The organism is Sphingomonas sediminicola, assembly GCF_049991885.1.
In the GTDB taxonomy this organism is placed as follows: domain Bacteria; phylum Pseudomonadota; class Alphaproteobacteria; order Sphingomonadales; family Sphingomonadaceae; genus Sphingomicrobium; species Sphingomicrobium sediminicola.
The window spans coordinates 1,305,572-1,322,976 of sequence record NZ_CP178916.1 but is presented as its reverse complement, the minus strand read 5'-3'; the positions used below and the strand labels follow the sequence as shown (position 1 = coordinate 1,322,976).

The following is a 17,405-nucleotide window of genomic DNA, read 5'->3' as shown; positions in this document are numbered from 1 at the left end:
AAAGCTTGCCTTAACCTTAGTGTCCGCTTTCGACCCACTCCGGACACTAAAGGCCGGCCTCGACCGCGAGCCGGATTGCCTCCGCCGATGTGGCCACGCCTAGCCTCTTGAGCAGATGCGCACGGTGCATTTGAACTGTCTTCTCGCTGATTTTCAGATCCCAAGCGATCTGCTTGCTCAATAACCCCCGAGCCATTTTTGCAAGAATTTGTCGCTGACGGACTGACAGCGTTGAAACTCGACGAGCGGCATCGCTTTCCCGAGCGGTGAGCCCGCTCCTTTCCTTTGCGCCGAGATCGACCTGCGAACCCAGAAACCATCTCAGTTTTCCGTTCGCGTCGAACAGGGGCGTGATCATCACACCGTTGCGGAACGGAGTCCTGTCCCTTCGGTAGTTGATTACCTCTACAAGCGCCGGTCGCTCTTGCTCGATAGCCGACCTGATCTCGGCAGAGGCTGCCGGGTCTGTCGCGCGCCCAGTCAGAAAGCGACAGTTTCGGCCAAGGATTTCAGACTTCCGATAGCCCGTGAGTGCGCAGAATGCCGCATTAGCAAGCTGGATGGGATTATCGGGATGAGTGGGATCTGTGATCAGCATCGCGACCGGGCTAAGTTCGATCATTTCGAAGAACCGTCTTCGCTCAATGGGCTCTTCAGCGAGATCCATCATAGCGGTGTAGACAGCACCGGCTTCCTCGTGGCGCTGGTTCTCTCCGATCATCATCTCCCGCCCCCTGATCTCAGTCGCGCAATCCAGCTTCTGTTCGGAGGCCCCGGACCCCTTCTGTAAGTAAGAGACCCTAGGGTAACTCCCGTATTCCGGCTCGTCCAACACGGCGGCAGAATTCAAGCGAGAGCGTGCCCTCGGTCTAGCCATAAACGGCGAGTGCATCTCTCATCCCCAGGCTCGGCTCTCATCCCCCTCCAAACGAAGAGAGCCGAGCCAAGACGGTCGGGTGGAATTGCCCACTCAGTTGGGTTCGGAGTCGACGGATGGATGTCCCCGGTTTGCGCTACCGATTGTTGGCAACCCGATGCCGCAAGTCGGCCGAGCTTGCGTTAAAGCCAGAAGACCGGTCAGCACTGCTCCGAATGGCTGAAGGCTACGAGCAGCGAGCTTTGGCGACCGAACGCGAATGGGAGCGTCGAACGCTTTCTGAGAACCAGGTTGAGTCCCTAGCTGACGGCTAACGGCGCAAGTCGCCCCCTTTCGATAGCACTTTGCCAAAGTCCGCTTTCCACCCTTTCTGGACATTAGTAACGGCGCTCAAGTTCAAGCTCTAGCCTTTCACTCGGGGCACCCTAGACATATTATGTATACGTGAGCTCTGGCCGAACCCTCTACGACAAGATTTGGGATGGACATGCGGTCGCTCCGTTGAGCGGGGATGACTGGCTGCTCTACATCGACCGGCACCTCATTCACGAAGTAACCAGTCCACAGGCGTTTGCTGGCCTCAAGCAAGCAAGTCGGCAGGTGCGCCGGCCGGAACTCACCCTTGCCGTCGCAGATCATAATGTGCCGACGATAAGACGGAAGCTTGGGGTCGCCGGCATTGCCGATCGGGAAAGCCGTGCCCAGGTCGAGGCGCTGGAACGGAACGTCATCGAGTTCGGCATACCCTACGTCCCGCTGATCCACCGGCAGCAGGGGATTGTGCATGTGATCGGGCCTGAGCTCGGATTTACTTTGCCAGGCATGACCGTTGTGTGCGGCGATAGCCACACGTCAACTCATGGTGCGTTCGGAGCGCTGGCGTTCGGCATCGGTACCAGCGAAGTCGAGCACGTATTTGCGACCCAGACGCTGGTGCAGTCGCACGCGAAGAACATGCGCATTCAGGTGAACGGCGCGCTCGGCACCGGAGTGACAGCGAAGGATCTCATTCTCGCGATTATCGGCCAAATCGGCACGGCGGGAGCGACTGGCCACGTCGTTGAATATTGCGGCGAAGCAATTGCGCGACTGGACATGGCGGGGCGCATGACGGTCTGTAACATGTCGATAGAAGCGGGCGCGCGGGCAGGCCTGATAGCGCCAGACGAGAAGACCTTTGAATGGCTGAAGGGACGGCCGCTGGTGCCCCAAGGCGAGGCATTTGTAGAGGCTTGCAGTCGTTGGCGGCGGCTTCGAAGCGATCCCGATGCCCGGTTCGATCGCGAGGTCGTGATCGAGGGCCCGGAAATTGCTCCAATGGTCAGCTGGGGAACCAGCCCGGAGGCCGTCACGGCTATCGACGGCCGTGTACCAGACCCGAAGGAGGCATCCGATGCTGGGCGTCGCGCGCAAATTGCTCGAATGCTTGATTATATGGACCTTCGGCCCGGCCAGCCGCTGGCTGGAATTCCGATCGATCAGGTCTTTATCGGAAGCTGCACCAACGCCCGTATCGAGGACCTGCGCGCGGCGGCGGCGATTGCGCGTGAAGGGCACGTCTCGCCGGGAGTGCGAGCGCTCGTGGTGCCCGGTTCGGGAATGGTGAAGCAGGCTGCCGAGGCTGAAGGACTCGACCAGATATTCCTCGATGCGGGATTCGACTGGCGCGACGCCGGGTGCTCGATGTGTCTGGGGATGAACGAGGACCGGCTGAACCCGGGCCAGCGCTGCGCGTCGACTTCGAACCGCAATTTCGAGGGGCGGCAAGGTCCGGGTGGCCGCACACATCTGATGTCGCCGGCCATGGCCGCCGCGGCTGCGATCGCGGGCAAGATCGTCGACGTTAGGACATTCGGCGTATGACCCCGTTCACACTTGTGACCGGCGTCGCGGCACCGCTTCCGATCGCGAATGTCGACACGGACCAGATTGTGCCGGGGCGTTTCCTCAAGGGAACGACCCGAGACGGCCTCGGCAAGGTGCTGTTGGCGCCATTGCGATACGACCCTGACGGCCGCGAGCAACAGGACTTCATTCTCAACCGGGAGCCATGGAGGCAGGCGAAAATCCTGGTGACGCTCGACAATTTCGGATGCGGCTCGAGTCGCGAGCATGCAGCTTGGGCCTTGGCCGACTTTGGCATCCGAACTGTACTCGCTCCGAGCTTTGCCGATATCTTCTACAATAATGCGTTCAAGAACGGGCTGCTTCCAGCGAAGCTTGAGGCCGGTGCGGTTGAGAGGTTGCTGGCGCTCGCGGGCAACCCCGCCACCTGCCTGCTCAAGGTCGATCTCGAGGCTGGAGAGGTCACCGCCGCAACTGGTGAAACATTCCCGTTCGACGTCCCCGCCGAGAAGCGCGAGGCATTGCTCTCGGGCCTGGACGAGATCGGACGGTCGCTGAAGCTCGAGCCGGCGATCGCCGAGTTCGAGACACGTCATCTCCCTGGAGTTCCGCCCATCCCCGAATGGGAAGTTCTGAGCGCGCGCCTTCGTTAGAAGCTTGCGCCGACCTCCACGCCGAATTGACGGCGGCCGCCCGGTGAAATGAACGAGCCGCCGAACTCGATCGCTGGGATGACTTCGTTGAGATATTTCTTGTCCGTCACGTTGTCGACGAACGCGATCACTCTCCAGTTCTTGCCCTCGAGCCCGCCGCGGAGGTTGAGAACGCCGAACCGGTCGCGCCGGTTCACGTCGTAGCGGGCGTTTCCGACGAACCCGGGCAGTCCCAACGCGCTGATCGGAAGGAGTGCTGAGAAGAGGGTAGGGCGCTCGTCACCCTGAACCGTGTGGAACCAGGTTGGTCCGGTCAACCTGTAGTCCGCTCGTGCGACCAGGCTCGCAAAGCCGATGGGCTGCGTGACCTGGGTCCCGAGGTTCAGCGTGTAATCTGCCGTATAGGGAGACTTGTTGCCGACCGTGTACGGGCGCGAGCTGTTCTTCTTGATCTTGCTATCGGTCACGTTGAACGAGCCGAACAATGTCCAGCCGCGAAGCGGCCGCACGTTGACGTTAAGTTCAGCGCCCTTGATGTCGACCCGGTCGATGTTGCTGACCACTCGCAGCAGACCGAAACTGCCGACGAAGAATTCGAAAAACTGCATGTCGGTGACGCGCGTGTAATATCCCGCGAGATCGTAAGTAACCGCGCCGTCCAGGAACCCGCCCTTGATGCCGGCTTCGAAGGCGCTTGATCGTTCCTTGCGATAACGGTCTTCGATGGTGACGTCCGCGTCGATGGTTCCGGGCGTCACGCCGTCATTGAAGCTGGCATCGATGGTCGCTTTGGACCCGCTGTTGTTGAAGCCGCCGGCTTTGAAGCCGATGCCCCAGTTTGCATAGATGTTGGTCGACGGCACCGGCCGGTAGCTGACGCTGATCTTGGGCTGGAACTGTCGGAACGTCTTCTTTTGATCCTCAATCGGGCCGAATGCCTGGCCCGGATTCAGCGGACCGCCAGTGATTGGATCGGTCACGAATGGTACCCGGTTCGAGACCTTGCGCGCCTCCACGTCGTATCGCGCCGCCACTCCAATCTTCAATTTCTCGGTAGCTGCCCAGTCGACCGAGCCGAAGCCGGCGTAGACGTTGGTGTTGAATTTGTCGGCATAAAGCTGCGACGTCGGGTTGGTCGAGCTTGGATCGTTGTAGAGATTCTGAATCACGCCACTGCCTAGATCTGCGGCGAGGCTGACGCCGACTAGCCGACTGATCCGGAGATAGTAGGCGCCGACCTGCCAGTTCAGCGGGCCGCCCGTGTCCGACGCAAGACGGACCTCGGCGCTCCAGTCCTTTTGATTGCGAACTTGGTACTGCGTCCCGTCGCACGTGGTCGGCGAATACGCGCCGAACGTAGAGCCGTTGGCCGGCGCGAAAATGAAGGGAACCGGAATAGCGCCAATGAACGCCGGCTGGTTTAGCGGAAAGCCGGTGAGAGCCGCGGTGGACGCAAAACAGGCATTCTGAACCGCGGTGTTTGTGGGGTTTGCCGGAGCGCCTAGCGCCGGAGCAATGTAGCGGGCGAAGTCGGCCGACGTACCATCGGCGACGAGGTCCTGCTTGATGTCGGAATAGAGCGTCCAGGCAATGAGCTTGGCGGCACCAAAATCATGCTCGACCTTGACCGAGGCCTCGATCGTGCGCTGGTCATTGGACGGACGAATATTCCCGTAAAAACCGAAAGGATGGTCGTTCACGTCCTCATAGAAGGCGGGATTCACCCCAGCAAAATTGGGAAGGTGGAACGACGAATTGAAAGCAATCGAAGCGCCTTTGAGCTTGGCGTATCTAGCCTTGACGTCGATCTCCGTGTTTGGACCGAGCGCAGCGACAACGCGGCCATCCACCCCATAGTTCTTCTGATTGTCGACGCAGTCACAATCGAGGAAGAAGTTATGATAGAAACCGTCGGTCTTGCGGTAGTTGGCGGAGAGCACGACGCCAACGGACTCGCTCAATGGTCCAGCAACGTAACCGCGTGCTTCGTAGGTGCTGTTCTCGGCGACGATGCCCGTGACGGCTCCTCCAAACTCCTTTCCCGGTCGGACGGTCGTCAGGACGATCGCACCGGCAGCGGCGTTGCGGCCATAGAGCGCTCCCTGAGGCCCTTTCAGGATTTCCACCTGACGGAGAGTGCCCTGCAACTCGTTAAGCTGTGCGGTGTTCGTCTTGAGAATCCCGTCAACGACCAGCGCGACCGAACTCTCGGCGTCACGCGCTCCGTTAATCCCGCGGATATTGATCTGCGTATCGCCTGCCTCGGCGGTGCCGGTAACGATGGTGACACCGGGGGTGAGTTGGACGAAGCTCTCCGCTTTCGTAATTCCGGTGCGCGCCAAAGTTTCGGCGGACAGTACAGAAATGGATGCCGGCACGTCGATCAATCGCTCGTTCTGGCGGCGGGCGGTTACGATGATTTCTTCCGGCTGCGGTTCTGCGGCAGCTGACTGTTGCGAAGGCTCCGTAGGCTGGGGCACATCCTGGGCTTGAGCTGGAATTGCCAGTGCCGATGCCGCGCAACCGACAGCCAGGTGCGTCTTCCACCATTTCTTCATCGCCGCCCCTCCTCCGTTTGTGGCGCGCCTCGCGGCCGCCGCTGATGTGCACAGGGAATCGGTACTGCTTCGACTCGCCGGCCATGGACGGAGAGCCCCCTTCCGCATGAGAGATGTAATGTATACAAAATGGAAGCGTCAAGCGAGTTGCTCGTCAGACCGCAGGAGCTACAAGGCAGGCAATGTCGCGCGCATCCGACCATGCATATGCCGAGATTCGAAGCCTTATCCTTTCAGGTGACGCGCCGCCCGGCTCGCCGCTAAGGGAAGAACAGTTGGCGGATCTCTGCGGCGTGTCGCGTACACCCGTCCGTGACGCACTGCGCCGTCTGGAGGCGGAGCTCTATGTCGTTCGCAGCGAGAGCCAGCGAACATTCGTCGCGGACTGGAGCCGAGAAGACGTAGAGGAAATGTTCGCGCTTCGGGCGATGCTGGAAGCGCATGCGGCCAGGCGAGCGGCCGAACGGATGACTGATGACCGGCTCGCCGAACTGCAATCGTGCAATCGGGCGATCGAAACGGCGGTTTCAAAGGCCAAGCCTGACGTGGTCGCGTTTCTCAATCGAAACCGGGAGTTTCACGGATCGATCATTGAGGGCGCTTCGTCGCCGAGGCTCCTGGCGACCTTGGCAACCTTGGTCGAGCAGCCAATCGTTCGGCGCACTGCAATGCACTACGGCCGCGAAGAGCTCGAGCAATCCGCAAGCGAGCATCGAGAGCTACTTAAGGCCTTCGCGGCCCGCGACGGAGAATGGGCTCACGCGGTGATGACCGGGCATATCCGCCGGGCCTTTCATGCCTTCACTGCCCGCAGCGATCAGGAGAGCGAAGCGAGATAGTCGCGAGCCTGCGCGGCAGTGATCACGTCGGCATATTTTGCCTGAAGGTCGAATAAGTTTGCTTCGTGAACCTTCGGATCCCTATCGCCGCAAGCGTCGGATACCACCAGAGGCGCGAATCCGTGGCAGAGGGCATCCAAGGCCGTAGCTCGCACGCAACCACTTGTGGTGAGCCCGGCAACAAGGACCGTGTCGACACCGCGGCCGTGCAATTGCTGCGCCAGGTCGGTGCCGAAGAAAGCACTCGGGAACTGCTTCGTCACGATGAGGTCCCCGTCCTTCGGAGCCAGCTCTGGCGTGAAATCCCCCAATGGATTTCCGACTTCCCAGCACGTGAGGCCAGCAATCTTGCGGCGAAACAACCGGGCTGGTTCCGCATTCCTGTCGAGCGGGTACTCGACGCGCGTGAAGACAAGAGGCACATCACGTCGGCGAGCCTCGGCGGCGAGGTCGGCGGCAACCTCCCTGCAGCGCTCGACAGGCGCCCGCAACGGAGAGCCGTCCTCGAAATAGCCGCGCGCCCAGTCAACTAGCAGGAGCGCGGGCCGGCGTCCCCTGGGAAGGCTGCCGCCAAACCCAGACGCCGCATAATCCTTCTCGAGATCGCGCCCGTGAACGCTCATCGCACCTGCATCACCGGTTTGAGACCGCTATACAAGCGCGACACTGGTTTGTATACAAAATCGGATGGAACGAGACGTCGAAGTCGTCGAGGTATCCCCGCGCGACGGCCTGCAGAACGAGCGGGTCGGCCTGTCGCTTGCGGAAAAGCTGGAGCTCATCGAACGCGCCATCGGCATCGGCGCGCGGCGCATCGAAGTCACGAGTTTCGTCAGTCCTCGTCGCGTGCCGCAAATGGCCGATGCTGAGGCGGTCGTCGCGGGCCTACCGGTCCTCAGCGACGCACGTTTCATCGGCTTGTGCTTGAACGAGCGCGGCGTCGAACGTGCGCTGGCAGCCTCCGCCGCGGCTACGCGCGGTCTCGACGAGATAGGGTGCGTTCTCGTCGCAACCGACAGCTTCGGCATCGCGAACCAAGGGCAGACTGTCGATCAGGGAATTGCAGCGAATCGCGCAATGATCGCTGCGGCCAATGCGGGCGGCCTCTCGGCACAGGTCACGATCGCGGGCAGCTTCGGCTGTCCCTACGAGGGTGAAGTCGGCGAGGATCACGTACTAGGTCTGGCCGAGACCATGGCCGAAGCGGGTGCAACCGAGATCGCATTCGCGGACACGATCGGAGTTGCGGTTCCGGCGAACGTCGGGAGGATGGTTGCAAGCGCGCGCAAGAGGCTGGGCGACCTGCCCATTCGGGTCCATCTCCACGACACGCGCGGCATGGCGCCGGCGAATTCCTGGGCGGCCTGGCAAGAAGGTTGCCGCAAGTTCGACAGCGCTCTGGGTGGACTTGGCGGCTGTCCCTTCGCCCCCAAGTCGGCCGGGAATCTCGCAACTGAAGAACTGATCTACCTGTTCGAGCGCGCCGGAATTTCAACCGGCCTCGATCTCACGAAGGCGATCGCAGCCAATCGTTGGTTATCGGAAAGGATGGGCAGATCGCTTTCCAGCCGGGTCGGCCGGGCCGGAGATTTTTCGCCTCACCCCCAAAAGCAGCAGGAGTGTGCATGAGCTATCGGCTGGGCGTGGATGTCGGTGGCACTTTCACTGACCTGCTTGTCATCGACGATACGAACGGTCGGACCTGGCGCGACAAGGTTCCTTCAACCCCGCACGACCCTTCCGAGGCAGTCGTCGCCGGGATGAAGGCCGTCTGCAGCAAAGCTGACGTCAGTCCGGAAGCAGTGAGCCTATTCCTGCACGGCACGACCGTGGCGACGAACGCGGTGCTGGAAAAAAAGATTGCCCGCGTCGGGCTAATCGTCACCGAGGGCTATCGTCACATCCTTCAAATCGCGCGAAGCCTCGTGCCGGGTGGACTTGCGGCGTGGATTGTCTGGCCGAAGCCCGAACCAATGGCGCCGCTCGAAGCGACGATCGAGGCGAAAGAGCGGATCGGCGCCAACGGAGAGATTGTTCGGCCGCTCGACGAGGCCGCCCTTCGGGCCAGCTTGGCGCGCCTGGCCGAAGAGCGAGTGGAGGCAGTGACCGTTTGCTTGATCAACAGTTACGTGAACGATGCGCACGAGCGGCGCATCGCCGAGATCGTTGCCGAAGAGCTTCCCGGTGTTCCGGTCAACGTATCTGCCGACATCCTGCCGGAAATGCAGGAATATGAGCGAGCGCTGACGACCGTGGCAAACTCCGCCGTCCGGCCAACGGTTTCCCGCTATATTGGGAACCTCCAGCGCGAGCTTCACGAATTGGGAAGCGAAGCGAAACTGAGCCTGTTGCGCTCCGACGGCGGTCTGATGAGCGCCGACAAAAGCTGCACTGCACCCGTGAACCTGTTGATGAGCGGACCAGCGGGCGGCGTGGCGGGGGCGGTTTGGGTCGCGAAGAACAGCGGCCATCGAAACGTGCTGACGTTGGACATGGGCGGAACCTCGACCGACGTGGCGCTCATTGAAGACTACCAGCCGCGGCTCAGGCGCGAGACCAGCGTCGGGCACCTTACCGTTCGGGCATCATCGCTCGATGTAAAGACCGTGGGCGCCGGCGGAGGATCGATCGCAAGCGTGCCCGAGCTCACCAAAGCGTTGCGCGTCGGTCCGCAATCAGCTGGCGCCGTGCCGGGTCCTGCAGCCTATGGCCGCGGAGGCGAGGAGCCGACCGTTACAGATGCCAATGTGGTCCTAGGCAACCTCCCCGAGAACTTGCTTGGCGGAACTTTCCGCCTCGACCGCGAGGCAAGCAAGCGTGCTGTCCAGAAAATTGCTGACGCGCTCAATCTCTCGTTGATGGAGGCGGCCGCCGGTATCATTTCGATCGTCAACGAGACGATGTTTGGTGCCCTTCGCCTCGTCTCGGTGCAGCAGGGCTACGACCCGCGAGACTTCGCGCTGATGGCCTTTGGCGGCGCGGGGCCGCTGCATGGCAATGCCATGGCGATGCTGATGGGTAGCTGGCCGGTAATTATTCCCCCCTCGCCGGGCGTGCTGTGCGCCTATGGCGATGCGACCACACGACTGCGCGTCGACGCGCAGCGCAGCTTCAACAGGCTGGTCACGCAGACCAACGATTCAGAAGTGAAGGCGGTGGTCGAAGAGATCATCGCGCAAGTCACTTCGGAGCTGGAGGCGGAAGGTGTTACCGCCGCCGACCAGGAACACCGGGTTGAAATCGATCTCCGCTATTCTGGCCAGGCGTTCGAAGTTCCGCTTTCGGCGCCCGTGGGCAGTACGATTGCCGAACTGGTCGACCGTTTCGACGCAGAGCACCTTCGATTGTTCACCTTCAATCTTCCCGTGCCGCAAGAGATTGTGAACATCCGTGTCGTGGCGCTCGGGAAGGCGGCAAACGTCAGCGCGGAGCGGATTGAGAAGGGGTCCGGCAATCCGGCTTCCGCGAAGCTCTATGACCACAAGCTCTGGATGGACGGCCGCGAGCAGGACGCAATCATCTACGATCGTGCGCGTCTTCGCGCAGGCGATCGGATTGCCGGGCCAGCGATCATCACGGAGATGGACTCGACGACGCTCGTTCACTCGGGCCACCTCGCCACGGTGGACGATTTCGGGAACCTGCTGATCAATCCGGAGGGACGCTGATGCCCGCACGTATCCTGCAGAGCGACAGCGCGCCATTCGTTGCGCAAGACATCGATCCAGTCACACTCGACATCATCGAGAACGCGCTCCGCAATGCGCGGATAGAAATGGATGCGACGCTCGTCCGAACTGCCATGTCCCCTGGCATCCGTGAGCAGGGTGATGCCTTTCCTCTCATTGCCGATCCCGCGGGCAAGATGATCGTCGGTCAGTTCGGGAGCTTCATCGACGGCTTCCTTCAGGCCTTCGATGGGACGATCGAAGACGGAGACATGATATTCCTCTCTGACCCGTACAGCTGCGAGGGTGCAATCAGTCATTCGAACGACTGGCTGGTGCTTCTGCCGGTTTTCAGAAATGGGCGGTTGGTCGCCTGGACTGCAATGTTTGGGCACCAGTCCGATATCGGCGGCAAGGTCGCGGGGTCGATGCCGATCGATGCACGCGCCATCTTCGAGGAAGGTGTGCGCATCCCGCCGGTCAAAATCTATGCGAAGGGCGTCTACAACGAAGACTTGATCAAGCTCATAATGCACCAGACCCGAAAGCCGGACTGGTGCGCAGCCGATCTGAACGCGCTTATTGCCTCCTGCCGGGTGGCCGCCCGCCGCGTTGAGGAGATTTGCGCTCGGTTCGGCGACGACACGTACATTAGCGCAACTAAAGCGCTGCTCGACCGCAACTACCGAGCCATGAAGGCATTGATTGAAAGCAGCGTCGGCACCGACCCGGTGAGCTTCGAAGACTACGTGTGCGACGACGGCGTCGGATACGGTCCGTACAAGATAGCCTGCACCATGCACCGCGAGGGATCGAAGGTGATCCTAGACTTCGACGGCACCGATCCGCAGTCGGCCGCGTCGATCAACTTCTATCTCAACGAGAACATGTTCAAGATGTTCTTCGGTATCTACATGATCATGGTCTTCGACCCACAGATCATGTTTAACGACGGGTTCTACGACCTCATCGAAGTGCGGATACCGGAGGGATCGCTGCTGAAACCGAGGTTTCCAGCCGCGCTATCCGGGCGAACGCACGCATTGGGCCGGATCTTCGACATTCTGGGCGGCCTCCTCGGCCAACGAACGCCGGAATTCCTTTGCGCGGCGGGCTTCAGTTCCTCGCCGCACCTCATGTATTCGGGACGCGACAAAAAGGGTGACTGGTTCCAGCTTTTTCAGATTGGCTTCGGAGGCATTCCCGGCAAGCCATTCGGGGACGGTCCGGACGGCCACTCGCTGTGGCCCGGCTTCACGAACGTCCCCAACGAGTTTCTCGAGCGCTACTTCCCGCTCAGGATTGAGCGTTACGAGGCGCTGGCCGATAGCGGCGGGCCGGGAAAGTTCCGGGGGGGGAACGGCATTCTTATGAGCTATCGCTTCTTGGCGAGCGGTACGGTGTCGATCCACGACGATCGATGGTTCACATACCCGTGGGGCGTGAACGGTGGAAAACCGGGTCAACGCGCGCGCAAGATCCTTGAAAAAGCCGACGGCACCAGGGTTCCGGTCCCGAACAAGAAGGATAGCCTGACAGTCGAAGATGGCGATGTCCTTCACTTTATCACTTGGGGAGGCGGCGGTTGGGGTAACCCGCTGGAGCGCGATCCAGCGCTGGTCGCGAAGGAAGTGAGGCAAGGCCTCGTCAGTCCAGCGGGGGCGCGCCAGTATGGCGTCGTTTGCGATGCCGAAGGCTTTCTGGACGAAACTGCAACTCGAGCTCTGCGCAGCTCGATGCAAGGACAGGGCGCGAACGAGTTGTTCGACCGGGGCGGCACGATCGAAGAGCTTCGGGCACGATGCGAGAAGGAGACGGGGCTGCCGGCGCCGCTGCCACCACGCTGGGATGTAATTCCCATGGCGGCAGCATGACTCTGAGCGGCGAGAACAGGGGCCCACTCAAGGACATCCGCGTCGTTGAGATGGGGCAACTGATTGCCGGGCCTTTCTGCGGCCAACTGCTCGGCGACATGGGCGCGGATGTCATCAAGATCGAGCCGCCCTCCACGAGCAAGAGCAAGGGTGGCGACCCGATGCGCGACTGGGGTCGCGGCGACTATCCGCTTTGGTGGGAAGTCGTAGGACGAAACAAGAAGAGCGTCACAGCAAACCTTCGCGAGCCGGAGGGGCAGGATCTCGCGCGGAGGCTCATCGGCAAGGCGGACATCCTGATCGAGAACTTCCGCCCAGGCACACTCGAAAGGTGGGGCCTCGCGCCTGAGAAGCTCCATGCTGAGAATCCGCGCCTGATCATTGTCCGTGTCTCCGGCTACGGTCAGACTGGCCCCTATTCGAATCGTGCCGGCTTCGGGGGAATTGGCGAGGCAATGGGTGGCTGGCGCAACATCGTTGGGGACCCTGACCGGCCGCCAAGCCGAATGGGCGTTTCGATCGGCGATAGCCTTGCCGCGACCTACGGATGCATGGGCGCGCTAGCCGCACTCCATCACCGGGACCGAACAGGCGAAGGGCAGGTCGTCGACAGCGCATTGTACGAGGCGGTGCTGCAGGTGATGGAAAGCCTGGTCCCGGAATACGCGGCAAGCGGCTACATCCGGCGTCGCTCCGGAAGCAAACTTCCGGGCATCGCGCCATCGAACGTTTACCGCTGCAAGGACGGCGAGCTTCTGATTGGAGCAAACCAGGACAGCGTTTTCGCACGGCTGTGCAAGGCGATGGGCAAGCCCGAACTTGCGTCCGACCCGCGGTACGTCGATCATATCGCTCGCGGTCGCAACCAGGACGAACTTGATGCGCTGATCGAGGCCTGGACCTCAACGAAGTCATTGGCAGAGGTGGAAGATCTGATGATCCGGCACGCGATCCCTGCCGGGCGTGTCTATACCCCCAAGGACATGCTTGAAGATCCGCACTTTGCCGCGCGCGAAGCAATTATTGAAGTGCCGCATCCTCGCTGGGGCAAGCTCAAGATGCAGAATGCATTTCCTCGGCTGTCCCGAACGCCGACGGGCGTCCGGCGCGTCGCCCCGCAGAAGATCGGACAAGACAATGCCGAAGTCTATTCCGAACTGCTGGGAATTGAGGCCGAAGAGTTGGCTGGGCTAAGGCACCGCGGCATCGTCTAAGGCCCGCACCCGGTAATTCTCTCCCGCAAGATCAAAGCGCGTTCACGGACTTTCAGGCGCCGAAGCTCAAATTGATAGTGTTCAGCGCTGGCACGGACGTGTCCGCTTTCGATCCATTCCGGACATTAGCGCTCTTCTTGATAGATCAACCATCGTGCGCTGCACCAAGTTCGAGCGTTTGATAAAGGCTAATCGTCCACATGAATGTGCAGCTATATCCAAAGGCTTGAAACGAGCGCATAATCGCAGTTGTCTGGTTGATCAGGGGGTGGTGTTTTCCGGTGTCGCACTGGAGGCACGACATGCGAAAGATCCACATGCTGGTACCGGGGGCGGGAGCGACGGTCGCCCTAATTGCTTCCGGGTTCGCGATTTCGCCCGCGACGGCTACCCCAGGTTCGGGAATTGCGGTGTCACCGGTCGTGAATGGTCAATTCGGCACGATCGATCAGAGCGCCGGACCGGTGGGCAATTGGAATTTTCACGTCAAATCGACCGATGCCACGGACGTCGGTTCCGACAGGCTGACCTTGCAGCCGGGTGGTTACACGGGCTGGCACAACCATCCAGCGCCGGTTTTCGTAACCGTCACCAAGGGTACCATCCAATGGTTCGATGGAGGCGATCCGATCTGTGCTTGGAAATCTTACACCGCTGGACAGTCCTTTATCGAGCCGGCCCTTCGAACTCACAACGCGCGAAATCCAACGGACCATGCTTCTGAGTTCATTGCGATTAGGCTCAATCCTACGGGCGTCCCGTTCAGAACAGACCAGTCCGAGCCCAATAATTGCCACCACGGCAAGTCGCATTAAGCTCTGAAAGATGAAGGCGTCGAACGTCGAGTGGGGTTCGACGCCTTCTTGCAAATGATCGCAAGTTTGACTGACCAAAGCCGCTTGCCCGTTACACTCCGTGCCAACTTAACTTGTCGGAAAGTTGCTTTGCCTGCTCTCTGCTTTGGAAGGCGACCTGTCCCGTCGATCTCCGGACAGGACGCTTTCGTTGACGCTAATCGAGAGGCGGGTGCCTCTAGCCTAATGTCCGCCTTCCACCCAAGGCAGACATTAGCTGAGTCCCGCCGCTAGTGGGCGATCAGGCTCATGCAGGTGACGCCGGCTTCGGCCTTCTGAAGCTCGGAGACATCGACTTCGACGACGGAGAAGCCTCGTTCGCGCAGGCGCTGTGCGGTCCGCGGATTGCCCGACGGCAGGATCAGCCGCGCGCCTACGCGGAGACAGTTTGCCGCGGCGGGCTCCAGAGGATCGACCGCAATGGGCTCGACGCCGGCGAACTGCGCGGGGTCGACGCTGGCGGCATTATAGAGAAGCACCGGGCTCCCGGTTTGATCAGGGCCTGCGAGCGTTGCTCCGGTCTTCAGGTGCAGGCAGTCCTTCAGCCGGGCCTGGACGACTTCGAAACCGAGCGGGCGAACAATATCGGTTAGCGCGGCAATGCCCGCAGCGTCGGTGCGCTTTGAAAGCCCGACATAGAGAGTCTGGTCGATCCTGAGGACATCGCCGCCGTCCACATGCCCATCGGCCACGCGATGCAGCTCGAAATGAGCGCCAAGACCCTCGGCGGTTGAGATGGTTTCGGAAGCCCTCGATGCGGCGCCAGGCCGAAGAATGACCGCGTGGTCGTCGAGCAGGAGGGCCGTGTCCTCGACGAAGGCGCCATCGGGATGGTCCGGGAGTTCGGGGAGGCGGACGATCCCGTACCCAGCCTCCTCGAGTGCCCGCTCGTAGGCGGAATGCTGACGGTCGGCCCTCGTCGGGTCGATCGGCATTCGCTCCAAGTGAGTCAGCTCACAATCGGCAAGTCTCGGGCTCACGGCCCGGGTGTACGCGCGGGGCATCAAGTAGAGCGGATACGAGGCCCAATGTCAGCCCGCAACATAGCCTCCGTCCGCCAGGTAGAGGCCGCCGCTGCAATAGGTTGCGGCATCGCTCGCCAGGAACGCGATGAGATGCGCGATCTCCTCGTTGGTGCCGTATCGGCCCATGGGGATCTTCTCCTCGACGAAGGAGCGGAATCCTTTCTCGTCGCCGGGCGAAAGCTGATCCGCGAGCGAGTGGGTCATTCGATTGTCGATGGGGCCGGGAGCGACAGCATTCACCCTGACGTTAGAGGAGCCTAACTCCAGCGCCGCGGTCTTCACGAGCCCCGCGACGGCGTGCTTGCTCGCGATGTAGGGGGCCATCGCAGGAAAGCCGATGACGCCCGCGATCGAAGATAGGGCGATGATCGATCCTTTCCCGGCCGCCTTCATGGCTGGGGCGGCATATTTCATCGCTAGCCAGACCCCGATTACGTTGACCCTGAGGACCTCCTCGAAATCCTCGACACTGAGCGCCTCGATCGGCTTAAGGACGCCTTCCGTCCCGGCGTTCGCGACCAGAATGTCGAGTGAGCCGAACTGCTGCAGGGTCGCGTTCACAGCGGCCGCGATCGCGGCTTCGTCGGTAGAATCCGCGATTGCCGTGGAGCAATTCGCACCTTCGCCGAGCCTTGCGCACGTCTCGGCCAGCTTGTCGCCGTTGCGGCCGACGAGCATGACCTTCGCGCCAAGGTCGAGGAAGAGTTTGGCGGTCGCTTCACCAATCCCGCCCGTCGCGCCAGTGATGACCGCGCACTTACCGTCCAGGCGCTGCAAGTTCTTACGGTCGCTTGGCATGAGCGTAGCTCCTTGATGTGGACCCTACGCAACTGGGCGACGCGGATTAGCACAGTTAAACGCGCATAAGAAAAGGGCGGCCCGGAAAGTCCGGACCGCCCTTCGCTTGACTGCTGCCGTAGCGACTAGCGCTTCGAGAACTGGAAGCTGCGGCGTGCCTTGGCCCGGCCGTACTTCTTGCGCTCGACGACGCGCGGATCGCGGGTCAGGAAGCCTGCCTGCTTGACCGTCGTGCGGAGCGCCGGTTCGAAGCGGCTGAGCGCCTGGGCGATGCCGTGCTTCACAGCGCCGGCCTGGCCCGAGAGGCCACCACCCTTGACGGTGATGACGACGTCGTACTGGCCCTTGCGGTCCGTAATGTCGAACGGCTGGTTGATGACCAGGCGAAGCGTCGGGCGCGCGAAGTAGACTTCCTGGTCGCGGCCGTTGACCTCGATCTTGCCCGAGCCCGGCTTCAGCCAGACACGCGCAACGGCGTCCTTGCGGCGGCCGGTCGCATAGGCGCGGCCAAACTTGTCGAGTTGCTGCTCGCGAAGCGGCGTCTCGGCCTGCACCGGAGGTGGCGGCGGAGCAGCGGCTTCAGCCGGAGCTTCTGCAGACGGAGCCGGCGCGGGCTGGGCAGCCTGCTGGCCGGTCAACTCGGCGAGATCGGAAAGGGACTGGCGATTGTCGGACATTATGCGCCCACCTTGTTCTTGCGGTTCATCGACGCGACGTCGAGGACCTGCGGGTCCTGGCCGCCGTGCGGATGCTCGGTGCCGTTGTAGAGATGCAAAGCGCGCATCTGGTCGCGGCCAAGCGGGCCGCGCGGGATCATGCGCTCAACCGCCTTCTCGAGCACGCGCTCGGGGAAACGGCCCTCGAGGACCTTGCCCGCGGTGATGCCTTTGATGCCGCCGGCATAACCGGTGTGCTTGTAATAGATCTTCTGGCTGAGCTTGCGGCCGGTAAAACGAACCTTGTCCGCGTTGATGACGACGACATGGTCGCCGCAATCGACGTGCGGGGTGTAGCTCGGCTTGTGCTTGCCGCGCAGGATATTGGCGATAATCGTCGCGACGCGGCCGACAACCAGCCCGTCCGCATCGATCAGGTGCCACTTCTTCTCGACCTCGGCCGGCTTGGCCGACTTGGTCGTCTTCATCAGCGCCTTCATGGCGTTTGCCTCTTTTCAAAAACGGGAAAGCGGCACCCAAATGG

General features: G+C 61.4%; 15 protein-coding genes. 8 read left to right on the top strand and 7 right to left on the bottom strand.

Going from position 1 to position 17,405, the window contains the following annotated elements:
- Window positions 1–46: 46 nt before the first annotated feature.
- Window positions 47–850, bottom strand: a complete 804-nt coding sequence (locus ACMC5O_RS06825; RefSeq protein ID WP_426693484.1) for a LuxR C-terminal-related transcriptional regulator — start codon at window positions 848–850, stop codon at window positions 47–49.
- Window positions 851–1,321: 471 nt separating this feature from the next.
- Between ACMC5O_RS06825 and leuC the strand changes: the two genes are divergently transcribed.
- Both leuC and leuD read left to right on the top strand, forming a co-directional pair.
- The gene (leuC, locus tag ACMC5O_RS06820; protein WP_187709398.1) at window positions 1,322–2,740 is read left to right on the top strand and encodes a 3-isopropylmalate dehydratase large subunit; all 1,419 of its coding nucleotides are present in this window, start codon (window positions 1,322–1,324) and stop codon (window positions 2,738–2,740) included.
- Complete coding sequence (gene leuD, locus ACMC5O_RS06815; RefSeq protein WP_426693483.1) at window positions 2,737–3,375, top strand: 3-isopropylmalate dehydratase small subunit; 639 nt, start codon at window positions 2,737–2,739, stop codon at window positions 3,373–3,375. Before leuC ends, leuD begins: the two co-directional genes overlap by 4 nt.
- Here leuD and ACMC5O_RS06810 read toward each other — a convergent pair.
- Entirely contained in the window at window positions 3,372–5,933 is a 2,562-nt protein-coding gene (locus ACMC5O_RS06810) for a TonB-dependent receptor (RefSeq protein WP_426693482.1), read from the bottom strand. The genes leuD and ACMC5O_RS06810 overlap by 4 nt on opposite strands.
- A 182-nt stretch (window positions 5,934–6,115) precedes the next feature.
- On the opposite strand from ACMC5O_RS06810, the gene ACMC5O_RS06805 reads away from it, so the two are divergent.
- On the top strand, window positions 6,116–6,772 hold the full coding sequence (locus tag ACMC5O_RS06805; RefSeq protein ID WP_187709399.1) for a GntR family transcriptional regulator: 657 nt from the start codon (window positions 6,116–6,118) through the stop codon (window positions 6,770–6,772).
- Here the strand turns inward: ACMC5O_RS06805 and ACMC5O_RS06800 are convergent.
- Window positions 6,751–7,395, bottom strand: coding sequence for an isochorismatase family protein (locus ACMC5O_RS06800; protein WP_187709400.1), 645 nt, complete (start codon window positions 7,393–7,395; stop codon window positions 6,751–6,753). The two genes, ACMC5O_RS06805 and ACMC5O_RS06800, sit on opposite strands and share 22 nt — an antisense overlap.
- A 64-nt stretch (window positions 7,396–7,459) precedes the next feature.
- On the opposite strand from ACMC5O_RS06800, the gene ACMC5O_RS06795 reads away from it, so the two are divergent.
- The 5 genes from ACMC5O_RS06795 (at window position 7,460) to ACMC5O_RS06775 (ending at window position 14,343) form a co-directional block, all read left to right on the top strand.
- Window positions 7,460–8,401: a hydroxymethylglutaryl-CoA lyase gene (locus ACMC5O_RS06795; protein WP_187709401.1), complete on the top strand. Its 942-nt coding sequence runs from the start codon at window positions 7,460–7,462 to the stop codon at window positions 8,399–8,401.
- Window positions 8,398–10,440: a hydantoinase/oxoprolinase family protein gene (locus ACMC5O_RS06790; RefSeq protein ID WP_426693481.1), complete on the top strand. Its 2,043-nt coding sequence runs from the start codon at window positions 8,398–8,400 to the stop codon at window positions 10,438–10,440. The genes ACMC5O_RS06795 and ACMC5O_RS06790 overlap by 4 nt, the downstream gene beginning before the upstream one ends.
- On the top strand, window positions 10,440–12,314 hold the full coding sequence (locus ACMC5O_RS06785; RefSeq protein WP_426693480.1) for a hydantoinase B/oxoprolinase family protein: 1,875 nt from the start codon (window positions 10,440–10,442) through the stop codon (window positions 12,312–12,314). Before ACMC5O_RS06790 ends, ACMC5O_RS06785 begins: the two co-directional genes overlap by 1 nt.
- Window positions 12,311–13,528, top strand: a complete 1,218-nt coding sequence (locus tag ACMC5O_RS06780; protein ID WP_426693479.1) for a CaiB/BaiF CoA transferase family protein — start codon at window positions 12,311–12,313, stop codon at window positions 13,526–13,528. The genes ACMC5O_RS06785 and ACMC5O_RS06780 overlap by 4 nt, the downstream gene beginning before the upstream one ends.
- A gap of 302 nt (window positions 13,529–13,830) precedes the next feature.
- Entirely contained in the window at window positions 13,831–14,343 is a 513-nt protein-coding gene (locus tag ACMC5O_RS06775; protein ID WP_426693478.1) for a cupin domain-containing protein, read from the top strand.
- 269 nt (window positions 14,344–14,612) lie between these two features.
- Here the strand turns inward: ACMC5O_RS06775 and ACMC5O_RS06770 are convergent, their stop codons facing one another.
- From ACMC5O_RS06770 to rplM, 4 genes are all read right to left on the bottom strand, one after another.
- Window positions 14,613–15,317: a dimethylarginine dimethylaminohydrolase family protein gene (locus ACMC5O_RS06770; RefSeq protein WP_222949923.1), complete on the bottom strand. Its 705-nt coding sequence runs from the start codon at window positions 15,315–15,317 to the stop codon at window positions 14,613–14,615.
- 96 nt (window positions 15,318–15,413) lie between these two features.
- Window positions 15,414–16,205 carry an SDR family NAD(P)-dependent oxidoreductase gene (locus tag ACMC5O_RS06765; protein ID WP_426693477.1) on the bottom strand — a complete coding sequence of 264 codons (792 nt, stop codon included), beginning with the start codon at window positions 16,203–16,205 and terminating at the stop codon, window positions 15,414–15,416.
- 125 nt (window positions 16,206–16,330) lie between these two features.
- Window positions 16,331–16,882 carry a 30S ribosomal protein S9 gene (rpsI, locus tag ACMC5O_RS06760; protein ID WP_187709405.1) on the bottom strand — a complete coding sequence of 184 codons (552 nt, stop codon included), beginning with the start codon at window positions 16,880–16,882 and terminating at the stop codon, window positions 16,331–16,333.
- Window positions 16,882–17,361 carry a 50S ribosomal protein L13 gene (gene rplM / locus ACMC5O_RS06755; protein WP_187709406.1) on the bottom strand — a complete coding sequence of 160 codons (480 nt, stop codon included), beginning with the start codon at window positions 17,359–17,361 and terminating at the stop codon, window positions 16,882–16,884. Before rplM ends, rpsI begins: the two co-directional genes overlap by 1 nt.
- Window positions 17,362–17,405: the final 44 nt, after the last annotated feature.

Coding starts and splice junctions, on each gene's coding strand:
- leuD (WP_426693483.1), top strand. CDS start 2,737: ATGACCCCGTTCACACTTGTGACCGGCGTCGCGGCACCGCTTCCGATC.
- ACMC5O_RS06810 (WP_426693482.1), bottom strand. CDS start 5,933: ATGAAGAAATGGTGGAAGACGCACCTGGCTGTCGGTTGCGCGGCATCG.
- ACMC5O_RS06805 (WP_187709399.1), top strand. CDS start 6,116: ATGTCGCGCGCATCCGACCATGCATATGCCGAGATTCGAAGCCTTATC.
- ACMC5O_RS06800 (WP_187709400.1), bottom strand. CDS start 7,395: ATGAGCGTTCACGGGCGCGATCTCGAGAAGGATTATGCGGCGTCTGGG.
- ACMC5O_RS06795 (WP_187709401.1), top strand. CDS start 7,460: ATGGAACGAGACGTCGAAGTCGTCGAGGTATCCCCGCGCGACGGCCTG.
- ACMC5O_RS06790 (WP_426693481.1), top strand. CDS start 8,398: ATGAGCTATCGGCTGGGCGTGGATGTCGGTGGCACTTTCACTGACCTG.
- ACMC5O_RS06785 (WP_426693480.1), top strand. CDS start 10,440: ATGCCCGCACGTATCCTGCAGAGCGACAGCGCGCCATTCGTTGCGCAA.
- ACMC5O_RS06780 (WP_426693479.1), top strand. CDS start 12,311: ATGACTCTGAGCGGCGAGAACAGGGGCCCACTCAAGGACATCCGCGTC.
- ACMC5O_RS06775 (WP_426693478.1), top strand. CDS start 13,831: ATGCGAAAGATCCACATGCTGGTACCGGGGGCGGGAGCGACGGTCGCC.
- ACMC5O_RS06770 (WP_222949923.1), bottom strand. CDS start 15,317: ATGCCGATCGACCCGACGAGGGCCGACCGTCAGCATTCCGCCTACGAG.
- ACMC5O_RS06765 (WP_426693477.1), bottom strand. CDS start 16,205: ATGCCAAGCGACCGTAAGAACTTGCAGCGCCTGGACGGTAAGTGCGCG.
- rpsI (WP_187709405.1), bottom strand. CDS start 16,882: ATGTCCGACAATCGCCAGTCCCTTTCCGATCTCGCCGAGTTGACCGGC.
- rplM (WP_187709406.1), bottom strand. CDS start 17,361: ATGAAGGCGCTGATGAAGACGACCAAGTCGGCCAAGCCGGCCGAGGTC.